This is a genomic window from Shewanella nanhaiensis, from assembly GCF_019457885.1.
In the GTDB taxonomy this organism is placed as follows: domain Bacteria; phylum Pseudomonadota; class Gammaproteobacteria; order Enterobacterales; family Shewanellaceae; genus Shewanella; species Shewanella nanhaiensis.
In genome coordinates, this window is record NZ_JAHZST010000005.1 from 37809 (window position 1) to 58487 (window position 20679).

The 20679-nt window shown below is 44.1% G+C and carries 20 protein-coding genes; 11 read left to right on the top strand and 9 right to left on the bottom strand.

From position 1 onward, the window contains the following. Window positions 1-41: 41 nt before the first annotated feature. The 4 genes from sucA to sucD all read left to right on the top strand — a co-directional run bounded on the left by sucA (window position 42) and on the right by sucD (window position 6234). A complete protein-coding gene (gene sucA, locus K0625_RS08495; RefSeq protein ID WP_220109299.1) occupies window positions 42-2864 on the top strand; it encodes a 2-oxoglutarate dehydrogenase E1 component in 2823 nt (940 codons plus the stop codon). Window positions 2865-2893: 29 nt separating this feature from the next. Next, a complete protein-coding gene (gene odhB / locus K0625_RS08500) occupies window positions 2894-4084 on the top strand; it encodes a 2-oxoglutarate dehydrogenase complex dihydrolipoyllysine-residue succinyltransferase (protein ID WP_012324468.1) in 1191 nt (396 codons plus the stop codon). A gap of 111 nt (window positions 4085-4195) precedes the next feature. Next, window positions 4196-5362, top strand: a complete 1167-nt coding sequence (gene sucC / locus K0625_RS08505; protein ID WP_012324469.1) for an ADP-forming succinate--CoA ligase subunit beta — start codon at window positions 4196-4198, stop codon at window positions 5360-5362. Continuing rightward, the gene (gene sucD / locus K0625_RS08510) at window positions 5362-6234 is read left to right on the top strand and encodes a succinate--CoA ligase subunit alpha (RefSeq protein ID WP_220109300.1); all 873 of its coding nucleotides are present in this window, start codon (window positions 5362-5364) and stop codon (window positions 6232-6234) included. The genes sucC and sucD overlap by 1 nt, the downstream gene beginning before the upstream one ends. An 81-nt stretch (window positions 6235-6315) precedes the next feature. Here sucD and K0625_RS08515 read toward each other — a convergent pair whose 3' ends face one another. Together K0625_RS08515 and fur are read right to left on the bottom strand one after the other, a co-directional pair. Further along, window positions 6316-7959, bottom strand: coding sequence for an FMN-binding glutamate synthase family protein (locus tag K0625_RS08515; RefSeq protein WP_220109301.1), 1644 nt, complete (start codon window positions 7957-7959; stop codon window positions 6316-6318). A gap of 213 nt (window positions 7960-8172) precedes the next feature. Further along, window positions 8173-8604, bottom strand: coding sequence for a ferric iron uptake transcriptional regulator (fur, locus tag K0625_RS08520; RefSeq protein ID WP_012324472.1), 432 nt, complete (start codon window positions 8602-8604; stop codon window positions 8173-8175). Window positions 8605-8892: 288 nt separating this feature from the next. Between fur and cobB the strand changes: the two genes are divergently transcribed. The 6 genes from cobB (at window position 8893) to K0625_RS08550 (ending at window position 14956) form a co-directional block, all read left to right on the top strand. Continuing rightward, a complete protein-coding gene (gene cobB / locus K0625_RS08525; protein WP_220109302.1) occupies window positions 8893-9657 on the top strand; it encodes a Sir2 family NAD+-dependent deacetylase in 765 nt (254 codons plus the stop codon). Then, window positions 9657-10148 (top strand): ATP-binding protein, encoded by a 492-nt coding sequence (locus tag K0625_RS08530; RefSeq protein ID WP_220109303.1) that lies wholly within the window; start codon window positions 9657-9659, stop codon window positions 10146-10148. The genes cobB and K0625_RS08530 overlap by 1 nt, the downstream gene beginning before the upstream one ends. Before the next feature lie 355 nt (window positions 10149-10503). Then, window positions 10504-11508 (top strand): ABC transporter substrate-binding protein, encoded by a 1005-nt coding sequence (locus tag K0625_RS08535; protein ID WP_220109304.1) that lies wholly within the window; start codon window positions 10504-10506, stop codon window positions 11506-11508. Between the two features lie 68 nt (window positions 11509-11576). After that, on the top strand, window positions 11577-12473 hold the full coding sequence (locus K0625_RS08540; protein ID WP_012324476.1) for an ABC transporter permease: 897 nt from the start codon (window positions 11577-11579) through the stop codon (window positions 12471-12473). After that, window positions 12466-13707 carry a quaternary amine ABC transporter ATP-binding protein gene (locus K0625_RS08545; protein WP_220109305.1) on the top strand — a complete coding sequence of 414 codons (1242 nt, stop codon included), beginning with the start codon at window positions 12466-12468 and terminating at the stop codon, window positions 13705-13707. Before K0625_RS08540 ends, K0625_RS08545 begins: the two co-directional genes overlap by 8 nt. Window positions 13708-13735: 28 nt before the next feature. Then, window positions 13736-14956 carry a putative porin gene (locus K0625_RS08550; protein ID WP_220109306.1) on the top strand — a complete coding sequence of 407 codons (1221 nt, stop codon included), beginning with the start codon at window positions 13736-13738 and terminating at the stop codon, window positions 14954-14956. A gap of 66 nt (window positions 14957-15022) precedes the next feature. Here the strand turns inward: K0625_RS08550 and K0625_RS08555 are convergent, their stop codons facing one another. From K0625_RS08555 to K0625_RS08585, 7 genes are all read right to left on the bottom strand, one after another. Then, window positions 15023-15268, bottom strand: a complete 246-nt coding sequence (locus K0625_RS08555) for a hypothetical protein (protein ID WP_220109307.1) — start codon at window positions 15266-15268, stop codon at window positions 15023-15025. Next, the gene (locus tag K0625_RS08560) at window positions 15222-15515 is read right to left on the bottom strand and encodes a hypothetical protein (RefSeq protein ID WP_220109308.1); all 294 of its coding nucleotides are present in this window, start codon (window positions 15513-15515) and stop codon (window positions 15222-15224) included. Before K0625_RS08560 ends, K0625_RS08555 begins: the two co-directional genes overlap by 47 nt. A 15-nt stretch (window positions 15516-15530) precedes the next feature. After that, entirely contained in the window at window positions 15531-16022 is a 492-nt protein-coding gene (locus K0625_RS08565; protein ID WP_220109309.1) for a GNAT family N-acetyltransferase, read from the bottom strand. Window positions 16023-16213: 191 nt separating this feature from the next. After that, a complete protein-coding gene (locus K0625_RS08570; RefSeq protein WP_220109310.1) occupies window positions 16214-16600 on the bottom strand; it encodes a VOC family protein in 387 nt (128 codons plus the stop codon). Window positions 16601-16815: 215 nt separating this feature from the next. Then, on the bottom strand, window positions 16816-18114 hold the full coding sequence (locus K0625_RS08575) for a cytosine deaminase (protein WP_220109311.1): 1299 nt from the start codon (window positions 18112-18114) through the stop codon (window positions 16816-16818). Between the two features lie 10 nt (window positions 18115-18124). Further along, window positions 18125-19384, bottom strand: coding sequence for a cytosine permease (gene codB, locus K0625_RS08580; protein ID WP_220109312.1), 1260 nt, complete (start codon window positions 19382-19384; stop codon window positions 18125-18127). Between the two features lie 309 nt (window positions 19385-19693). Then, the gene (locus K0625_RS08585; protein WP_220109313.1) at window positions 19694-20053 is read right to left on the bottom strand and encodes a hypothetical protein; all 360 of its coding nucleotides are present in this window, start codon (window positions 20051-20053) and stop codon (window positions 19694-19696) included. Window positions 20054-20375: 322 nt separating this feature from the next. Here K0625_RS08585 and K0625_RS08590 point away from each other — a divergent pair, with 322 nt between their 5' ends. Further along, window positions 20376-20609: a hypothetical protein gene (locus tag K0625_RS08590; protein ID WP_220109314.1), complete on the top strand. Its 234-nt coding sequence runs from the start codon at window positions 20376-20378 to the stop codon at window positions 20607-20609. Window positions 20610-20679: the final 70 nt, after the last annotated feature.

Consider the following 20679-nt stretch of genomic DNA (forward strand, 5'->3'; position numbering starts at 1 on the left):
GACTTGGCTAAATTCGTGTATAAAGTTTGAAAGGAATAGAAATGCACCAAGGCATCATGAAAGCCTGGCTCGAATCATCACATCTAAGTGGTGCTAATTCGACCTATGTAGAAGAGATGTATGAAGCCTATCAAGAAGACCCTCAGTCTGTTGCAGCAGACTGGCAAGCGGTGTTTGATAACCTCCCTTACGCGAACGGTGCATCAAAAGATGTTCCGGAAGCAGCCCACTCTAAAGTACGTGATTATTTTCGTAGTTTAGCGTTAGAAGGTCGTCAGAAGGGCTCAGCCCGAGTGACAGATCCTGAAGTCGATGCTAAGCAAGTTAAAGTCCTGCAGATGATTAACGCCCACCGTTTCCGTGGTCACCAGAATGCGAATCTGGACCCATTGGAGCTTTGGAAGCGTGATCAAGTTTCTGAGCTGGACCCAGCCTTCCACGGTTTAACTAGCGAAGATATGCAGCGTGAATTCAATACCGGTTCATTTGCTCATGGTGGTGACACTATGAAGCTTGGTGATCTGATTAAAGCCCTGAAGGCCACCTATTGTGGTTCAATTGGCTCTGAATACATGCATATTACTGATACCGATGAGAAACGCTGGATACAGCAAAGGTTAGAGCCTTCTTTAGGTAGAGCTAATTACGATAAACCCGCTAAAACTCGTATCTTAGCAGGCTTAAATGCCGCTGAAGGTATGGAGAAATATCTAGGGGCTAAGTTCCCTGGCGCAAAACGTTTTTCACTGGAAGGTGGTGATGCGCTAGTGCCTATGATGCGTGAGATTTTATATCGCGCAGGTGAAGCTGGTACTAAAGAGGTTGTGGTGGGCATGGCTCACCGTGGTCGCTTAAATTTGCTTGTGAATATCTTAGGTAAAAAGCCCTCTGAGTTGTTTGATGAGTTCGCTGGTAAACACAGTGATGCGATCAATGGCTCTGGTGATGTTAAGTATCACCAAGGTTTCTCATCTGATTTTAAAACACCTGGCGGTAACGTCCACTTAGCCCTTGCGTTTAACCCATCTCACCTTGAGATTGTTAATCCTGTAGTTATGGGTTCAGTTCGTGCACGTCAAGATCGTCGTGGTTGCGATAGCGGCTTACAAGTTCTGCCAATTACCATTCATGGTGATTCGGCGATTACTGGTCAAGGTATCGTACAAGAGACATTTAACATGTCTCAGACTCGTGGTTTTAAAGTGGGTGGTAGCATTCGAATTGTTATCAACAACCAGGTTGGTTTTACCACTTCAAACACAGAAGATGTTCGCTCTACTGAGTACTGTACTGATATTGCTAAGATGGTTCAGGCACCGATATTCCATGTGAATGCCGATGATCCTGAAGCGGTTGCTTTCGTATCTCAGCTTGCCGTTGATTACCGAAATGAGTTTAGACGTGATGTGGTGATCGAGCTTGTGTGTTATCGCCGTCACGGTCATAACGAAGCCGATGAGCCTAGTGCAACTCAGCCATTGATGTATGCCAAAATTAAGAAGCATCCAACGCCACGTAAAATTTACGCTGATCGTTTGATTGCTGAAAGCACCCTTGCAGCTGATGAAGTCACTTCGATGATCAATGATTATCGTGACGCGCTTGATCACGGTGATTGTGTTGTTGAAGAGTGGCGTCCTATGACACTGCACTCTGTTGATTGGTCTCCCTATATCAATAAAGAGTGGGATGATGCCTATGAAGCGCAGATGCCTATGGAACGTATCAAGAACTTAGCTGAGAAGATTAGCTATGTACCTGAAGGCCATAAACTGCAATCTCGCGTGGCTAAGATCTACAAAGATCGTGTCTTAATGGCAAGTGGTGAAAAACTGCTCGACTGGGGTTTTGCTGAAACCTTAGCCTATGCATCGATTGTTGAAGATAAGCAACGTATCCGCATTACCGGTCAAGATTCTGGTCGTGGTACCTTCTTCCATCGTCATGCTGTTCTGCATAATCAAAACGATGCGACAGCGTATATGCCATTGCGTAACATTGCCGATGAGCAAGGTCCTATTGATATTACTGATTCAGTATTATCTGAAGCATCGGTTTTAGCATTTGAATATGGCTATGCAACAGCAGAGCCTGGCGGTTTGACACTATGGGAAGCTCAATTTGGTGATTTTGCCAACTGTGCCCAAGTGGTTATCGATCAGTTCCTCTCCTCAGGTGAGCAGAAGTGGGGCCGCTTATGTGGTCTGACAATGTTACTGCCTCATGGTTATGAGGGACAGGGACCTGAGCATTCAAGTGCTAGATTAGAGCGCTTCCTACAGCTTTGTGCTAACCACAATATGCAGGTATGTGTGCCATCAACTCCAGCTCAGGTTTACCACATGCTGCGTCGTCAGGTTGTTAGACCTATGCGACGTCCATTGGTCGTGATGTCTCCTAAGTCACTCTTGCGTCATCCATTAGCGGTATCGTCAATGGAAGAGCTCGCAGAAGGGACATTCCAAAATGTGATCCCTGAAGTTGAAAGCTTAGACAACAGTAAGATTGACAGAGTTGTGTTCTGTAGCGGTAAGGTGTATTTCGAGTTGCTTGAAAAGCGACGTAAAGAGAATGTCACTAACGTTGCTCTGGTTCGTTTGGAGCAGCTTTACCCATTCCCGCATGAGGACATGGACTCTCTCTTAGCTGAATATCAGCATGTTAAAGATTTTGTTTGGTGTCAGGAAGAGCCTCAAAACCAAGGTGCTTGGTACTGTAGTCAACACCATTTCTGGACATCAATTCCAGCGGGTGCAAAGTTAACCTATGCCGGTCGTGAAGCATCAGCTGCACCCGCTTGTGGTTATCCATCACTGCATGCCAAAGAGCAAGAATCTTTGATTAATAGCGCATTAAAACTGTAGTAATAGACAAATAAAAAGGATAGCTCCTCATGAGTATCGAAATTAAGGTACCCGTACTACCAGAATCTGTTGCTGATGCAACTATTGCTACTTGGCATGTTCAGCCTGGTGAACAAGTAACACGTGATCAAAACCTTGTTGATATTGAAACTGACAAGGTTGTACTTGAAGTGGTTGCCCCTGAAGATGGATCGATAGCTGAATTTCTAGCAAATGAAGGCGACACTGTTCTTGGTGAAGCGGTCATCGCTAAGTTCACTGCTGGCGCTGTTGCTGGTCAAGAAGTGACGAAAGCGGAAGCAGAGGCTACCACACCTGAAGCTGCCGATGACACTAATGATGCCCTTAGTCCGTCTGTTCGCCGTTTATTAGGTGAACATGGTCTTGAAGCAAGTCAGGTTAAAGGTACTGGTGCTGGCGGTCGAATTACAAAAGAAGATGTAGAAGCGTTTGTTAAGAGCAAGTCTGCAGCGCCTGCACCGACGGCGAGTGCACAGGTGGATGTTGCGCCATTAGCTGAGCGTAGCGAGAAGCGTGTACCTATGTCACGTCTTCGTAAGACGATTGCAAACCGTCTACTTGAAGCTAAAAACTCTACAGCGATGTTGACGACATTTAATGAAGTTAACATGAAGCCAATCATGGATATCCGTAAGCAGTATCAAGAGGTTTTTGAGAAGCGTCATGGGATCCGTTTAGGTTTTATGTCTTTCTACATTAAAGCGGTAACGGAAGCGTTGAAGCGCTTCCCTGAAGTGAACGCTTCTATAGATGGTGATGATATTGTTTATCACAACTATTTTGATATCAGCATTGCTGTGTCAACGCCGCGTGGTCTTGTGACACCTGTTCTTCGTGATACAGACACCATGAGCCTTGCAGATATCGAGCGTAATGTTCGTGAACTTGCAATTAAAGGTCGTGACGGTAAGTTGACTGTTGATGATATGACTGGCGGTAACTTCACTGTGACTAATGGTGGTGTATTTGGTTCACTTATGTCCACCCCAATTCTTAACCTGCCACAAAGTGCAATCCTTGGTATGCATGCCATCAAGGATCGCCCAATGGCAGTGAATGGGCAGGTTGAAATCCTACCTATGATGTACCTAGCATTATCTTACGATCACCGTATTATCGATGGTCGTGAGTCAGTTGGTTACTTGGTTGCCATTAAGGACTTCCTCGAAGACCCAACTCGTCTGCTGCTTGATCTATAATTAGCAGCGACACCTTATCGGTCCCTTCACTTGGAGTGACCGATAAATACCCTCGTTACTGGCCCCATAGAGGTCAGTTGGATTTGATAAGAAGTATACGGATAGATCATCATGAATTTGCATGAGTATCAGGCGAAATCTCTATTTGCCGAATATGGTTTACCAGTGTCAGAAGGCTTTGCATGTGATACAGCTCAAGAAGCAGTAGAAGCAGCAGGTCATATTGGCGGTGATATGTGGGTTGTTAAGTGTCAAGTACACGCTGGCGGCCGTGGTAAAGCAGGTGGCGTAAAAGTTACTGGCGATAAAAACGAAATCAGAGCATTTGCTGAACATTGGTTAGGTAAGAACTTAGTGACTTACCAAACTGATGAGAAAGGTCAGCCTGTTGCTAAGATTTTAGTAGAAAGCTGTACTGACATCGCTAATGAATTGTACCTAGGTGCAGTTGTTGACCGTGCTTCACGTCGCGTTGTATTTATGGCATCTACTGAAGGTGGTGTTGAGATTGAGACTGTGGCCGAAGAGACGCCAGAGCTTATTCACAAGGCTATCATTGATCCACTAGCAGGTCCTCAGCCTTATCAGGCACGCGATCTTGGCTTCAAATTAGGTCTAAACCCTACACAATTGAAGCAGTTCACTAAAGTCTTTATGGGCTTAGCGAAAATGTTTGAAGATCATGATTTCGCACTGCTTGAAATCAACCCACTTGTTATTACTGATGAAGGCAACATCCACTGTCTTGATGGTAAGATTGGCATCGACGGTAATGCACTTTATCGCCAGCCAAAGATCCGTGAGATGCACGATCCATCACAAGATGATGCTCGTGAAGCCCACGCTGCTAAGTTCGAACTCAACTATGTTGCATTAGACGGAAACGTTGGTTGCATGGTTAACGGTGCTGGACTTGCAATGGGTACGATGGATATCGTTAACCTACACGGTGGCAAGCCTGCTAACTTCCTTGATGTTGGCGGTGGAGCGACTAAAGAGCGTGTTGCTGAAGCATTTAAGATCATCTTATCAGATGACAATGTTAAAGCCGTTTTGGTTAACATCTTTGGCGGGATCGTACGTTGTGACATGATTGCTGAAGGTATTATCGGTGCAGTAAAAGAGGTCGGTGTAACCGTTCCTGTTGTTGTACGTCTTGAAGGTACTAACGCTGATCTTGGTCGTGAAGTTCTTGCTAACTCAGATCTTGATATTATCGCTGCTACAAGTCTTACTGACGCGGCTGAGCAAGTTGTTAAAGCTGCGGAGGGCAAATAATGTCTGTCTTAATCAATAAAGATACTAAAGTTATCTGCCAAGGTTTCACTGGCGGTCAAGGTACTTTCCACTCTGAGCAAGCTATCGATTACGGTACTCAGATGGTTGGTGGTGTATCACCAGGAAAAGGCGGTCAGGTTCACTTAGGTCTTCCTGTTTTTAACACTGTTAAAGACGCGGTAGCTGAAACGGGCGCAACTGCTTCTGTTATCTATGTACCAGCTCCTTTCTGTAAAGATGCTATCTTTGAAGCGATTGACGGTGGCATTGAGCTTATCGTTTGTATCACAGAAGGTATTCCAACTCTGGATATGCTTCAGGTTAAAGTGAAGCTTGAAGAGACTGGCGTTCGTATGATTGGTCCTAACTGCCCAGGTGTTATCACTCCGGGTGAGTGTAAGATTGGTATCATGCCTGGTCACATCCATAAGCCAGGTAAAGTTGGTATCGTTTCTCGCTCAGGTACACTTACCTATGAAGCGGTTAAGCAAACGACTGATGAAGGTTTCGGCCAATCAACATGTGTTGGTATTGGTGGTGACCCAATTCCTGGTACTAACTTCATCGACGTTTTGGAGATGTTCCAAAACGATCCACTGACTGAAGCAATCGTGATGATTGGTGAGATTGGTGGTACTGCTGAAGAGGAAGCGGCCGATTACATCAAGGCTAATGTGACTAAGCCTGTTGTTTCATACATTGCTGGTGTTACTGCACCAGAAGGTAAGCGAATGGGCCATGCTGGTGCAATTATCGCAGGCGGTAAAGGTACTGCTGAAGATAAGTTTGCTGCATTAGAAGCTGCTGGTGTAACCACTGTTCGCTCTCTTGCTGATATCGGTAAAGCTCTACGTACTAAAACTGGTTGGTAATCATATTCTCCAGTTAAAAAAGGCGCCTATGGCGCCTTTTTTGTGTCTGGAACACTTATGAAGACTCTAAGGTCTCTGATATTAATGTGTTGCGACTTTAAACTCTGCAGGTTTCAGAATATAACGATCTTCTACATAAAACTGTTCAGCGCTGCAGCTTTCCCACCAGTTTGACCAGGCATCATCACATCTGTTTTCAATTAATGCCCCATTTTCCAATGGCTCGATTAAGCTTCCCGTAGACATGAGTAGGCCGTAAGGCGAGCGGCGTTTTATCATCTGAGGAGTTAAAAAGATGGGATCGCTTAATCCCATGCTGCCAACAAGTTCAAAAAAACTCTTCAAGGTATTATGGTGGAAGTTCCTAACCCTTAAGCTCTTATCGTGAACATTTAAGGCTTTTGAGCGGGCAGGGTCTTGAGTGGCAATACCTGTAGGACAATGATTAGTGTTGCAGTGGCGTGATTGAATACACCCAAGTGCCATCATCATAGTTCGCGCCGCGTTAACCGTATCTGCACCTAAGGCTATTTTAGACAGTAGATCAAAACTTGATGCGGTTTTCCCCGAGGCAATAATACGAATCTTATCCCTTAACCCGACACCAATCAGTGCATTATGAACAAAGTAAACTCCCTCTAGGCATGTCATTCCTAAGCGATTGGTAAACTCCACGGGTGCTGCACCTGTTCCTCCTTCAGCACCATCAACAGTGATAAAGTCAGGGGTTATTCCTGTTGCTAGCATCGCTTTACATATGCCTAGAAACTCAGCTGGGTTACCAATACAAAGCTTAAACCCCACGGGCTTTCCGCCACTGAGCTCCCTTAATCTTTTTACAAAGTTCAGTAGTGCAATTGGGGTGGTGCATTCAGGGTTAACGGCAGGGGAGACACAATCTCTGTCTCTAGGAACATGCCTGATCGCAGCAATCTCTTCGGTGATTTTAGCTTTAGGGAGCACGCCACCGTGTCCAGGTTTTGCGCCTTGACTTAGTTTAATCTCAATCATTTTGATTTGAGGTCGAGTTGCCATCGCTTTGAAAGTATCAGGGTTAAAGTTACCCTCATCATCCCTGCAACCAAAAAGGCCTGAGCCAACCTGCCATACCACATCGCCACCATGTTTAAGGTGATAAGGACTCGCTCCGCCTTCACCCGTATTATGGTAACAACCAGCTAGCTTAGCGCCTAAGTTCATCGCTTCAATGGCATTGGCACTGAGTGAGCCAAAGCTCATGGCTGAGATATTTAGGTAGGAGGCATCATAGGGCTGAGTGCAATCAGGCCCACCGAAACACACGCGCTTTACATCATCTTTAACCTCTTTAGGAGAGAGGGAGTGCCACAGGCTTAAATAATTCTCCTCCATCAAATCTCGCTGAGTGCCAAAAGCAATAGTGTCACGGACATTTTTTGATCTTTGGTAAACAAGAGAGCGCTGTTCGCGGTTAAAAGGCTTCTCTTCGGTGTCATTTGCAATAAAGTATTGCTGGATCTCGATGCGATAGGACTCCAGAAAGTAACGCAGGTAAGCGACGACTGGGTAGAGGCGATTTAAGGTGTGTGGGCTGAATTTTAGATCGTAAAAGCCAACAGCGGTATAACCTAAGGTGAACAGTAATAGCAGACTTGAGATAACATTCATCTCAAGTTTTAATATGTAGAGTGCTGATAGGTTACCTAATGTGGCAACTAGCCAATAAACCATTTGCATTATAGTCATGAAGTATCCTTAATTTGGGCGAACATTCGCTGTGGGAAGCTAAAAGTGATGAAGGTTAACTGCTGCATATTGGTAGTGTTGTTTACCATAACCTAATACGAATATGGATAGAAGACCGATGATTGAACAAATTTATGACATAAAAAAACCAGCATTATGCTGGTTTTAAATTCATTGGCCTGTATTCATAAAGCCACTAAGTAGGACTGAGCCTTATGCTTCGCCGTGGTTGCACTCATCATTGGTACACACGCCATAGAGATATAAACTATGGTTGGTGAGTTTGATATTGTGCTTCATCGCGATCTCATCTTGACGAGTTTCAATAACATCATCAGAAAATTCGATGACTTTACCGCAAGACAGACAAACCAGATGGTCATGGTGGTGCTGCGTTGCTAACTCAAATACTGCCTTACCGCTTTCGAAATGATGGCGTGTCACAATACCTGCATCATCGAACTGGTTTAATACTCGATAGACAGTAGCTAAGCCAATCTCTTCACCTAAGTCGAGCAATCGCTTATAGAGATCTTCGGCACTGATGTGTTGGTTTTCTGGTCCTTGCATCAGTTCTAGGATCTTGACTCGTGGTAAGGTAACTTTCAAACCCGCTTTCTTTAGCGCTTGATTTCCATCTGTCATTACTTATCTCTTGATTGCAGAACCTAAGCTATTATCGGTTCATATGTGGATATTGAAATTCATTATATGTGCAGTAACAGAAAACATAAACCTTTGATCTTGCTTTATAGGACGATAAGCAAATAAAACGCAATATTCAGGCACTAATGATGATATTTGGTTCGATTTAAGCACACTTTTTGTATTGTTATTCGACCGTTATACTAATGCACAATAGCAATTGCCCTTAATTTTTGGCAGGGTATAGTGAAACCAATTAAATAATAAAGATAAAAAGAAGGACTGAAGATGTATCGGCAGATTGTGATTTTAACTGGCGCAGGTATTTCCGCTGAATCGGGCCTAAGAACGTTCCGAGATCAAGATGGCCTTTGGGAGGAGCATAAGATAGAAGATGTAGCCACGCCAGAGGGCTATGCCAGAGATCCTGAGTTAGTTGAAGCGTTTTATAACACCCGCTGGACCCAGTTACATAATGGAGATGTAGAACCAAACGAGGGTCACCTTGCTTTGGCAAAGCTCGAGCAGGAGTTTGATGGAGAACTCTTAGTCGTAACACAGAATATAGATGATCTTCATGAAAGAGCCGGCTCTCGTCGTTTGCTTCATATGCATGGGGAGCTTTCAAAGGGACGTTGCCCTCGTTCAAGACAAACATTTATCCTAAAAGATCCCTTTGGTCCTGCTCATACCTGTACCTGCTGTATTCCAGCTCAACGACTTCGCCCTCATGTTGTTTGGTTTGGCGAGATGCCGATAGGTCTTGATAGAATTCAACACGCACTCGATACTTGTGATCTGTTTATCGCTATTGGAACATCTGGAACGGTTTACCCTGCGGCAGGGTTTGTGGATACGGCAAACCATCATGGTGCACAGACCATAGAAGTTAATTTGGTTGAAGCCGACCGTCATAGTCAGTTCCAGTATCACTTGCAAGGTAAGGCAAGCCAAGTTTTACCTGAGCTGGTCGATAAGATACTCAAAGGGCAAGTTATCAGTAACTCGAGTTGTGATGTAACTGAAGCATTAGTGCTGAAAAGTGCTAACTGATGCCTGATAAAGCCTATGAGGTTAACCCTGCTGTTGCCAGTGATACACAAGGTTTAGCCATCATTATGCGTGGCCTTCCCGGCAGTGGAAAATCCCATTGGGTGAATGAGTTTATTGCTCGTCAGGCTGTTGAGGTTAGAGATCGGTTTTTTACATTTGGCTATTTTTCAACTGATAGCCTGTTTTACCGTGACGGCGTATATCAATTTGATGTTAAGCGTTTATCTGAGTATCACCAGCGAAACTTAACGGGGTTTATCCAAGCACTTTCTGCTGGGGAGCCAATCGTTATCTGCGATAATACTAACTTAACAAGGTGGGAGTCGATGGCCTATGAAGCCGCGGCTAAAGCACTAGGCTTTCAAGTGCGTTATGTGTTAATGGGCGATCCAAAAGACAGTGCTCATCAAGCGGTGTGCGCCAAGCGAAACAGTCATGGTGTGCCGTTAGCACAGATTATAAAAATGGCGAATTCGTTCGAAGAGTTTTAGTCTGCCAAATAGCTTCCTGTTACTTCTACTTTAAATATCTCCTTTAAAACCCACCTTGATAATGGCGACAAAAGTGATTCGAGCTCTAATCACTTTTTGTCGCTTCTTCCAGACTCGACTTCATTTTCATTAAGTGAATAAAATTTGCTCTATGACTCGTTAATGTTTGTCTAGGTGAATGATATTCAGATTAATCCCTCTGAAAGCATATGATTATGGAGCGGTGAATGATGCTAGATAGATACTTTGAATAAAATGATATGTCAGTGTTAATCTCTGGTAAACTAACTTGTGCACTAATGGTTACTTGTGTAGTGTGTTGGTTACATATTCACCGCTTTAAATTGGGAACTCTATGAGAAATATCATTTTAGCCGCTGGCTTACTAGGTAGCATTTTTACACAACAGGTATCGGCTGAAGGTGAGTGCGGTAAGGTGACCATTGCCGATATGAATTGGAGCTCAGCGTCACTGATTGCTAATGTTGATCGCTTCATTCTTGAACATGGTTATGGTTGTGAGGCTGAATTGCTTCCCGGCGACACTATGCCAACCAGTACCTCAATGATAGAGAAAGGTGAGCCAGATATTGCCCCAGAGATGTGGAGTAATAGTGTAAAAGAGCTCATTGAAAAAGCGGTAAGTGAAAAGCGTTTAGTGATTGCGGGACAATCTCTCTCTGATGGTGGTGAAGAGGGGTTCTGGGTTCCTCAATATATGGTTGATAAAGACCCGAGTTTACAAACCATTGCTGGGGTTATTGCCAACGTCAAATCCTTTAAACACCCTGAAGATCCAGAGCGAGGGGCTTTTTATGGCTGTCCTGCTGGGTGGGGGTGTCAATTGTCAGCAGAAAATCTTTATCGTGCACTTAATTTGAGTCATGCAGGCTTTGATCTCATCGATCCTGGTTCAGGTGCTGGTTTGGCGGGATCCATTGCTCGAGCGTATGAGCGGGAGAAACCTTGGTTTGGTTATTACTGGGCGCCAACAGCGGTATTAGGTAAGTACAAAATGGTCAAAGTCGATTTTGGAACCGGTGTTGATGTTGAGCATTTTAAAGCGTGTACCTCTCAAGCTGAGTGTGCAGCTCCTAAAGTGACCATGTATCCAAAGGCGCTCGTTCAAACCATCACTACATCTGATTTCACTAAAAAATCGGTTCAGGGGTTTGACTACCTCAGCAAACGCGCTTTTACCAACGATCAGATGAATGGTCTACTGGCTTGGATGGAAGATAATCAGGCTGATGGCGATATTGCTGCTGAATATTTTCTAACAAATTATGAAGATATATGGACACAGTGGGTTGCTGCTGACGTTGCTGCCAAAGTGAAACAAGCCATTAAGAGCCGATAAGTCGTTAATGCGAGATCACTGATCTCGCAGCCTCCCTTTGCATAGACATAAACACAATAGAGGTACTTATGGCCGATTCTTGGCTGAGCAAATTTCCTAAGATGGATCGTGCCGATCTGCTGGAGATACGAAAGTCATTAGACGGTGCTTTTCGTGATTTTTCCCGTGAATATGGTGATGAAATAGAGTCCTTTTTTAGTCCGTTACTTGATTTTTTGATCTGGTTTGAAAAGCTATTAGTGCAATCTCCATGGTGGGCGGTGTTAATCGTTATTACTGCGATGGTGTATCTTGCCAGTCGCTCCTGGAAACTATCCTTAGGTGTGGTTGTGTCGTTTCTGCTTATCGGTTATTTCGGTATGTGGGAGGATACGATGCGCACGTTAAGTATTATCACTGTTTGTACGCTTTTGGCCATTATATTGGGCGTCCCTATCGGGATCTTTATGGCGCGTAGCGACCGAACACAATCTGCCGTCACCCCCATTTTAGATGTCATGCAGACCATGCCTGCGTTTGTCTACCTTATACCTGTGGTGATGTTGCTTGGGATCGGCAAAGTGCCTGGCGTGATTGCCGTGGTTATCTATGCAATCCCACCAGTTATTCGTCTTACCAACTTAGGGATCAGACTTGTCGACAAAGAGGTTCTTGAAGCCGCGACGGCCTACGGAGCCAATAAGATGCAGCGCTTGTTAGGCGTACAACTGCCCCTTGCTGCACCAACGATTATGGCTGGGATTAATCAAACCATTATGATGGCGTTGGGGATGGTAGTGATTGCGTCGATGATTGGTGTAAAGGGACTAGGCCAGCCTGTACTTAAATCTATTACTAATCAGTACTTTACTTTAGGGCTTTTCAATGGTTTAGCCATTGTTGCGTTAGCTATCATTTTCGACAGAGCCTCTCAAGCATACGCTAAGCGTTCTCAGAAGCATTTGCAGGATGGTCATAATGTCTAACGAAGTAAAGATAGAGCCGCTTATTGAGATTAAAGATCTCTACAAGGTTTTTGGAAAAAAGCCTGCGAGTGTGATGCCCATGGTTCGAGAGGGATTATCTAAAGATGACATCTTGGCTCAAACGGGTCACACAGTAGGTTTAAAAGCGATAAACCTTGATGTTTATAAAGGTGAAATTTTCGTCATTATGGGCTTGTCAGGCTCAGGTAAGTCCACATTAATCCGCCATTTCAATCGCCTGATCGATCCCACTGAGGGGCAGATATTGGTCGAGGGAACGGATGTGATGAAATTAAATACCAAGGAGCTGGAAACATTTCGCCGTAAAAAGATGGCGATGGTTTTTCAACGCTTTGGTTTGATGCCCCATAGAAACGTTCAGGACAATGTGGCTTATGGGCTAAGTGTTCAAGGAGTTGATAAAGCCACCAGAGTTGATAAAGCAAACAAGTGGCTAGAGACCGTGGGACTTGCGGGTTATGAGAAGCAGTATCCATCGCAGCTTTCTGGCGGTCAGCAGCAACGTGTCGGCCTTGCAAGGGCCTTGTGTACGGATGCGGAAATCTTGTTGATGGATGAAGCTTTTTCCGCACTTGATCCCTTGATCCGCAGCGAGATGCAAGATCAATTGGTTGAGCTGCAAAAAGAGCTAAATAAAACCATTATCTTCATTACTCACGACTTAGATGAAGCCCTGAGAATTGGTGATCGCATCGCAATTTTAAAAGATGGCGATCTTATTCAACTTGGGGAGCCCGTCGATATTTTGCTTAATCCTGCCGATGACTATGTTGAAGCTTTTGTTAAAGACGTGAACCGAGCACGGGCATTAACAGTAGATACTGTGATGAAGCCACCGGCTTACCGTTTGACTGCAGAGACAATAGGTGAAGCACTCAAAGAGATGAGACAGAACTCAGCCGATTACGCCTACTACATGACCGAAGAGGGATTTCAGGGAGTGGTCTGCGAGAAAGCGCTTGAGAGTGCTGCGGAAGATAACGCAGCCGCGCCAATGGATGAGTTTAAAGTGGAAGAGATGAGTGTGCTCTCACCGGATGCGCCGCTAGAAAGTATTATTCCTGCCACGATGAAGTCAGATTTTCCAATGCCAGTTGTGGATGATGATGGTGATCTACAAGGCCTCCTCTCAAGAGAAGATCTGGCAGAGGTACTGTCGGATTTTTACAAAGATGAAAAAGATGAAGTAGTCACTGAATCTAAAACAGATTAAAAACAATGATAAGCAATAAGGATAAATGATGATCCGCAAGACACTATTAGCCTCTTGCATCGCAATGATGTTAAATGCTAGCGCAAATGGCGCCACGGTTGATGAAGAGATCGCGGCGCTTAAAGCTCGAATCGATCAACTGGAGTCAGAGAAAGCATCTCCTAAGAGTGAGGTTGAGGAGAAAAAGGATAACTCTATTAAGTTTGGTGGAGCCGCACGTTTCCAATATACCTATACCGATTATGACGAGAAGAATGAAGACCGCGGTGGCGATCTCGATTTTGACCTTTTCCGTATCGATGTTGATGGCAATGTGGGAGACGTTCTCTTCTCGGCGCAGTATCGCTGGTTTCAGTATATGAACGTGATTCATCATGCTTGGGTGGGTTATGATTTTGATGAGAATCAACAGGGGAAGATCGGTGTTACTCAAGTCCCATTTGGTATTTTGACCTATGCATCGAACAGCTACTTCTTTAGCTCTAACTTCTACCTGGGACTCGAAGATGATTACGATCTGGGTCTGAATTACACCTATAAAAGTGATGCAAATCGACTGGATTTAGCCTTTTATAAAAATGATGAGTTAGGTGGTCTGGATGGTTATGTCTCTGATCGCAGTGATCGTTATGCCTACGATGTCGTGGGAGTTCGCTTGGATGGAGAGGGGATCTATGATGTTCCTACTCTAGAAGCGGGAGAAACCAACACTTTTAATGCCCGTTATGTGCATAACTTTGTGTTTGATGATGTGTTGCTTGAACTTGGTATGTCAGCGCAAGCTGGTCAGTTAGAGATTGCCAGTGATCAAGATGGCGATCACTTCTCTGGTGCTGTGCATGGTGTGGTTAACTATGATCGCTGGAACCTTAAGCTTCAATATACCGGCTATGAGTATGATGTTGATGGTATGGATGTTGAACAGATGGTGGTCGGTGCCTATGGTTTTTATGACTCTATCCCTGCAGAAGCCAGTAGCTATATCGCTAACATAGCTTATAGTTTGCCTGTGAAGATCGGCCCAATTTCAAATCTCACCTTTTACAACGACTACTCGCTTGTCACCGATAAGTCAGCGGATCTGGAAGACACCTTTATGAATGTCACTGGTGTTGCCATTACTGCTGGTGGTCTCTACACCTATGTAGATTTTGTTGTTGCTGAAAACCAGCCGTTTATTGGTGGTTCAATGGTAGGTAATGGGGAAGTGAATAAGCGCGTTAACATCAACTTCGGCTATTATTTCTAATAACAGTTTGAAATAACAAAAATTAAGCTATTCATTATACAAGGTGAGTGCAGGCTATTGCGGTACTCACCTTGTTTGTAGATGATGTAAGATTTTATCATTGAGCTCATTTATCAAGGCACTGGTTTTGGGGAGTTTGATATCCAAAGCGACCCAGCCATCAGTCCCCATAATATCGAATGTTGAGATGAACAGTTTGGCACCTGTCACTGTTGGCGTGTTCGGTGCCCACTGGCCAGTTGCTCTGATTATTCCCAAAGGGGTGTCAAGCCGAGTGATGGTAAACGCGATGGGGGGATTGTTTAAATTCACCTCTCTTATCCTTGTTAATAAAGCCAAAGCCGAGCAAAGTGCTCCGTTTATCTTCACTGATATCTTCGGCGACAATGGCGTGTAAGTTGATCAATATCTCTGCAAAGTTACTTGGTATAGGGGAGGCCGCCCACTGCTTTACCACCTCTTTTGGATAGTGGCTTAAGCAAGCTTGGCTGATAGCCTTGGTTCTTAATGTCCAAATATCGCAAGTATCGGCTATTGTGACGGCTCTAATATTAATCATCTTGTCCTTTTAAGATTATTGGGCTAACCTTGCCATAAGGTGGCTATCGACATACTCACCATCTCTGAAGGCGTAGTTTTTTGCTGTCCCCTCTATCACGAAACCTGCTTTTTTATAGAGTGCAATGGCTGCGGGATTGTCTGTATACACCTCAAGTTCAACGCGTTTCAGTGCGAGCCAGTTGTCAGCAAGATCAAGTATCGCTTCTAATAATTGTGTGCCTATTCCCTGATTCTGCAGTTGATGGCTAACAGACATACCAATATTGGCCACGTGTTTCCTACGCGGATTGTCCATTATTATCATGCCAATTTGACCCACAATCTGGTTATCAATAAGGGCAACTAAGTTATAGTGATCTTTACCCATATTAGCGAGTCTGGCCTGCCAGTTTGATAGTGATGGGTAGGGGAGTTGCAACGTACCTGAGTAGCAGGAAGGTTGGGTATACAGTGATTGTACTCCCTCAAAATCGCTAGGTTCAGTGTGCCTTATTGTGACATCCATTTTTGTTTCAGCTCCTTTATTTTCTGTTAGGTTTATATCTATCTTATTAATGTATATAAAGTTAATTTCAATTACGAATGTTTTATCACTAAAATTAAGTGATTGGAAGCTATCATCCAGTGAAGGGGCGATAGGCTAAATCTGTTTGGTGTTGATTCAATTTAATCGTTGATGATTACTACTGATTGCTTTTATGGCCACTCATTAACATTTTCAGCGGTTGTGAAGTCTGTTCGCTGTGGGTTAACAACACAGAATCTATGCCCTGTAGGCGCTAGCATCACGACCCAGCGAGGAAACTTTTCAGCAATCACAGCGCCTAGCTTCTCAAGTCGAGCAATTTCCGCATTGATATCATCGGTCTCGATATCCAGATGAACTCTGCTTTCGTGGTTCACTTTTTGAATCAGCACTTGCGGTTGATTGTTACAGGTTTCCAGATGCGCATACTTATTAGACCAATCCTCGGTAGAGGAGATGCACATTAAACCTAGGGCATTTTCCCAAAACTGATTGGCGACTTCGATATCATCAACTTGACTGTCTATCACTAGGGCGGCTAATCGACTCTTATGCATATTGTGGTCCTCTATCTAGTTGAGCTATACCAGAGTTTTTCGCCCGGAATTAGAGGGGAAAATTCTGGTATAGCACTCGTTCTAACTTGATTATTTTAAGGGAAATAGTCAAGAGAAAGGGTGAAAGGACAGGAAGGGGGATTTGGAGGAGAGCTGCTGTAGGTAAAGGGTCACTATATAAACAGCTATAGTGACCACAGTGTCAAAGCTGAATATTAGCGACGAAAAGTGACGTTTTCAGCTTCTTCTAAATGAATTTGTGTTGTTGCAACTTGAGTTTCTGCGAGCAGTTTTCCGTGGCGTACAGAGTAACGTACAGGCACTTGGCGGCGCACGGCATCAAAACCATTATCGGCAGGAAGGATCAGTAAGCTGCCTGGCTTGCCTATCTCTATCCCATAGCTGTCCTGAATATTCAGGGTACGTGCTGATTTACTGCTGATAAGGGCTAGCGAGTCATTTATCTGCTCATAACCCATAATCTGACATACATGCAGACCCATATGTAGTACTTGCAGCATATTTGCAGTGCCCAATGGATACCATGGATCGAAGATATCATCATGACCAAAACAGACATTAATGTTGGCTGCCAGCATCTCTTTGACTCGGGTGATGCCGCGGCGCTTAGGATAATCATCGAAACGACCTTGCAGGTGAATATTGACTAGCGGATTGGCGACAAAATTTATGCCCGACATCTTAAGTAGACGGAACAGACGTGAGGCATAGGCATCATTGTATGAGTGCATCGCGGTTGTGTGGCTGGCTGTGACTCGTTCTCCCATATCGTATTTATGGGCCAGCGCGGCAACCGTTTCGACAAAACGTGATTGTTCGTCATCTATCTCATCGCAGTGAACGTCGATAAGACGGTCATACTTGCGGGCAAGCTCAAAGACAAAGTGCAGAGACTCGACACCATATTCACGGGTGAACTCAAAGTGAGGAATTGCACCTATGACGTCAGCACCTAATTTGACCGCCTCTTCGAGTAACTCTTTACCATTGGGGTAGGAGAGGATCCCCTCCTGCGGGAAAGCAACGATCTGAATATCCACCCATTGCTTCATCTCCTCTTTAACTTCAAGCATGGCTTTAAGGGCGATAAGTGTTGGGTCGGAGACATCGACATGGGTACGAACGTGTTGGATACCGTTGGCTATCTGCCATTTTAGCGTCTGCTTAGCTCGGCTTTTCACATCTTCGATTGAGAGCATAGATTTACGTTCAGACCAACGCTCAATCCCCTCAAACAGAGTTCCAGATATATTCCAGCTTGGCTCTCCAGCTGTTTGTGTGGTGTCTAGGTGTACATGGGGCTCACAAAAAGGGGCGATAGCCATGCCGCCTTCACCGTCAAGGTGCTCGCCAGAGGTATCTGCAGAGCTGAAGTGTAAGTGCTCAGTCATTGGGGCGATAGCTTGGAACTTTCCACCTTCAATTAGGATCTGATGCAGGCCTTGCTTGCCTTGGAGAGTAATGTTTTGGATCAGCATATTTGCAGCTGGCATCGTGGTTTCCTTATGCATTAGTTGCATTTTTACAAGTTGATTTTGATGGAACTGTTTTACGTTTAATCAGAGTGTCTATTATGAGATAACTTAGTGCACCAGCCAGTACCGCATTGATTGGCACTATGCCTGGTAGCAAATGCCCTGCAGCAACACCTATCGCGACGCCTAAAATAGCGGCCCAGTTAACTGTGTCGAATTTTGCATTAGCAAAATCTTTGTACTTTTCACGGTTTCTTAAGAAGTCAGCGATGATGATACCGCCAATTGGGGGGATAGCTGCTGACAGAAAGGTGAGCCACCCCACGAAGTTATTATATAGCCAAAGTGCGCAAAGTGTGCCGATGATGCCGTTAAATACCGACAGGTACTTACTTGGAAGGCCTGTGATATTGGAAAAGCCTAAACCTGAAGCGTAGAGCGCATTATCATTAGTGGTCCAGATGTTTAACCCTAAGATAATAATTGCTGGGATCAGTAATCCTTGAGCAATCATGACCTCTGAAATATCCGCTTGGCCTGTTGCTGCCGCGCCAGCTGCGCCAAAGATAAACATCAACGAATTGCCAATGAAGAAGGCAAACATAGTGACAAATACAGCATTCATCGGCTTTTTACCAAATCGAACAAAATCAGCGGTGAGTGTTCCTGCTGAAATAAACGACCCGACAACCAGAACCAGTGCGGTAGAGAAGGCCATTGGCTCCTCGGGCGTGAAGGCCACTAAGCCATCGACGCCACCCATACTGTCAACCGCCTGAAGTACTGAGAAACCACCGAAGAGGGCAATAGCTGGAACGGCGATGGCAGATAAGATCATGATGGCGGCAATGCCGAAGTAAACGGTGGCGGTCATCAGTAGACCAGAGATAAGAATAAGTAGGTTGGTGTCTATGCCTGTCGCCTTATGTACTGGGATGGCAAACATTGCGACACCAACGCCAAACCAACCAACTTGTGTTCCACCGAGAAGAAGAGAGGGAAGCCAGGAGCCTTTTAAACCGAAAGAGTAACGAGCCAGAAGATGTGTAGAGAGGCCAGATTGAGCGCCGATGTAACCAAGAAATGAAGTATAAATACCGAGAATTAAGTTACCAATGAGAACCGCGAGAATAAAATCATCAAAGGAGAGTCCTGTTCCAAGCGTTCCTCCTGTCCACATACTTGCTGAAAAGAAGGTTAATCCCAGCATCACCATAGTGAGAGAGAGAATGCCTTTACGTGCCGATTGTGGAACCGGACCTAAGCTATAGTTATTATCGCCTGCCATCTGTTACCCCTGCATCATATGAATAAAATGTGCGGCTTACCTGAAGTGTAACCTCGCATTATAACTGCTTGGTGTTACTGCCATTCAGGCAAACGGCGCGTATTCTAGTGATAATCCATACCCTGTCAAGGATATTGATAGGGTTACTCTATTTTTGATGACTTCGCTAGCGCATCTGCTAAAAATGATATGTATTTGCTGATTAGATGTAACTAGCTTCAGTTTTTGTTTATTCACTTTAGTAGCTAAATAGCATATGCATTGTTATCCATCATTTGAAACTGATGACGAGTAAGAGAAAGCTTTAGTTTATCGGTTAAGTGCACTATAGAAGGTAAGAATGCTGATGAGTCTTCTCTTATCTTGAGCTTTGATCCAATTTTGTCCATAAAGATGCATTACTGATGCTGCCAACGTGATTTGATGTAAATTATTACTGCTATTAAACAGTAATGCCCTACAATTTTTATGTAATACAGCCGTATTCAGTTCACCTTGATAAAGCGTATCGATAACAGGGCTATTTTCAACATCACTAAACGTCCAATGACACTGCTCATATACGTTGAGTAGTAGCTGGTTGAATTGGGAATTTGTTAGATTGTCTTTATGCTTTATAAGCCAAGAGAGTGCAATCAGGTTATGCCCCCAAAAACCTGGCTGAGTCATCCAGATTGTTTCAATATCAAAAGAGCATGCTTTTACGGGTTGTACTTACCAATTCTAATTGTACTTTTATACTAGTTTTTCTTTGAATGTTGGCGCTTAAGTATCGTTTATTAAATCATTATTTATGATTGGTTAATTGTATTTGGATCATGTGCTAGTGTCTGAAAAGCTAGATAGTAGTTTGATTAGGGATATCGTGTGCGGGTTGTCCAAGCATATAAGCATATCACTGAGGCAATTAATGCTACTTGCTGTTTCTACTAGGATATTACCTTTCATTGGTAATACTTTATATGTTAACTACTCAATTAATGGAATAATTATGTTAAAAAAATCATATTGTGCAGCTTTGCTGACCACCTTACTTATCTCTACATCATCAATGGCAGGAGCTCTTAACGTAGAGCCCAATAAGGGCGGGGTTGCTGAGCGAGCTAATACTCGACTTTCTAATGGAAATACTCAAAGTCTCACTGATATAGACATAAAAGGCGTATTGTCTCCTACGACGCTTAATCTTCGTCCACTGGTTGGAGTGAGACGTCCTCGATTATAAAGGGCAATATTTATATCTGCTGGCAATGTGCAAGTTTGCCAGCCTTTTCTATTTGTTAGTGAGTTTCCTA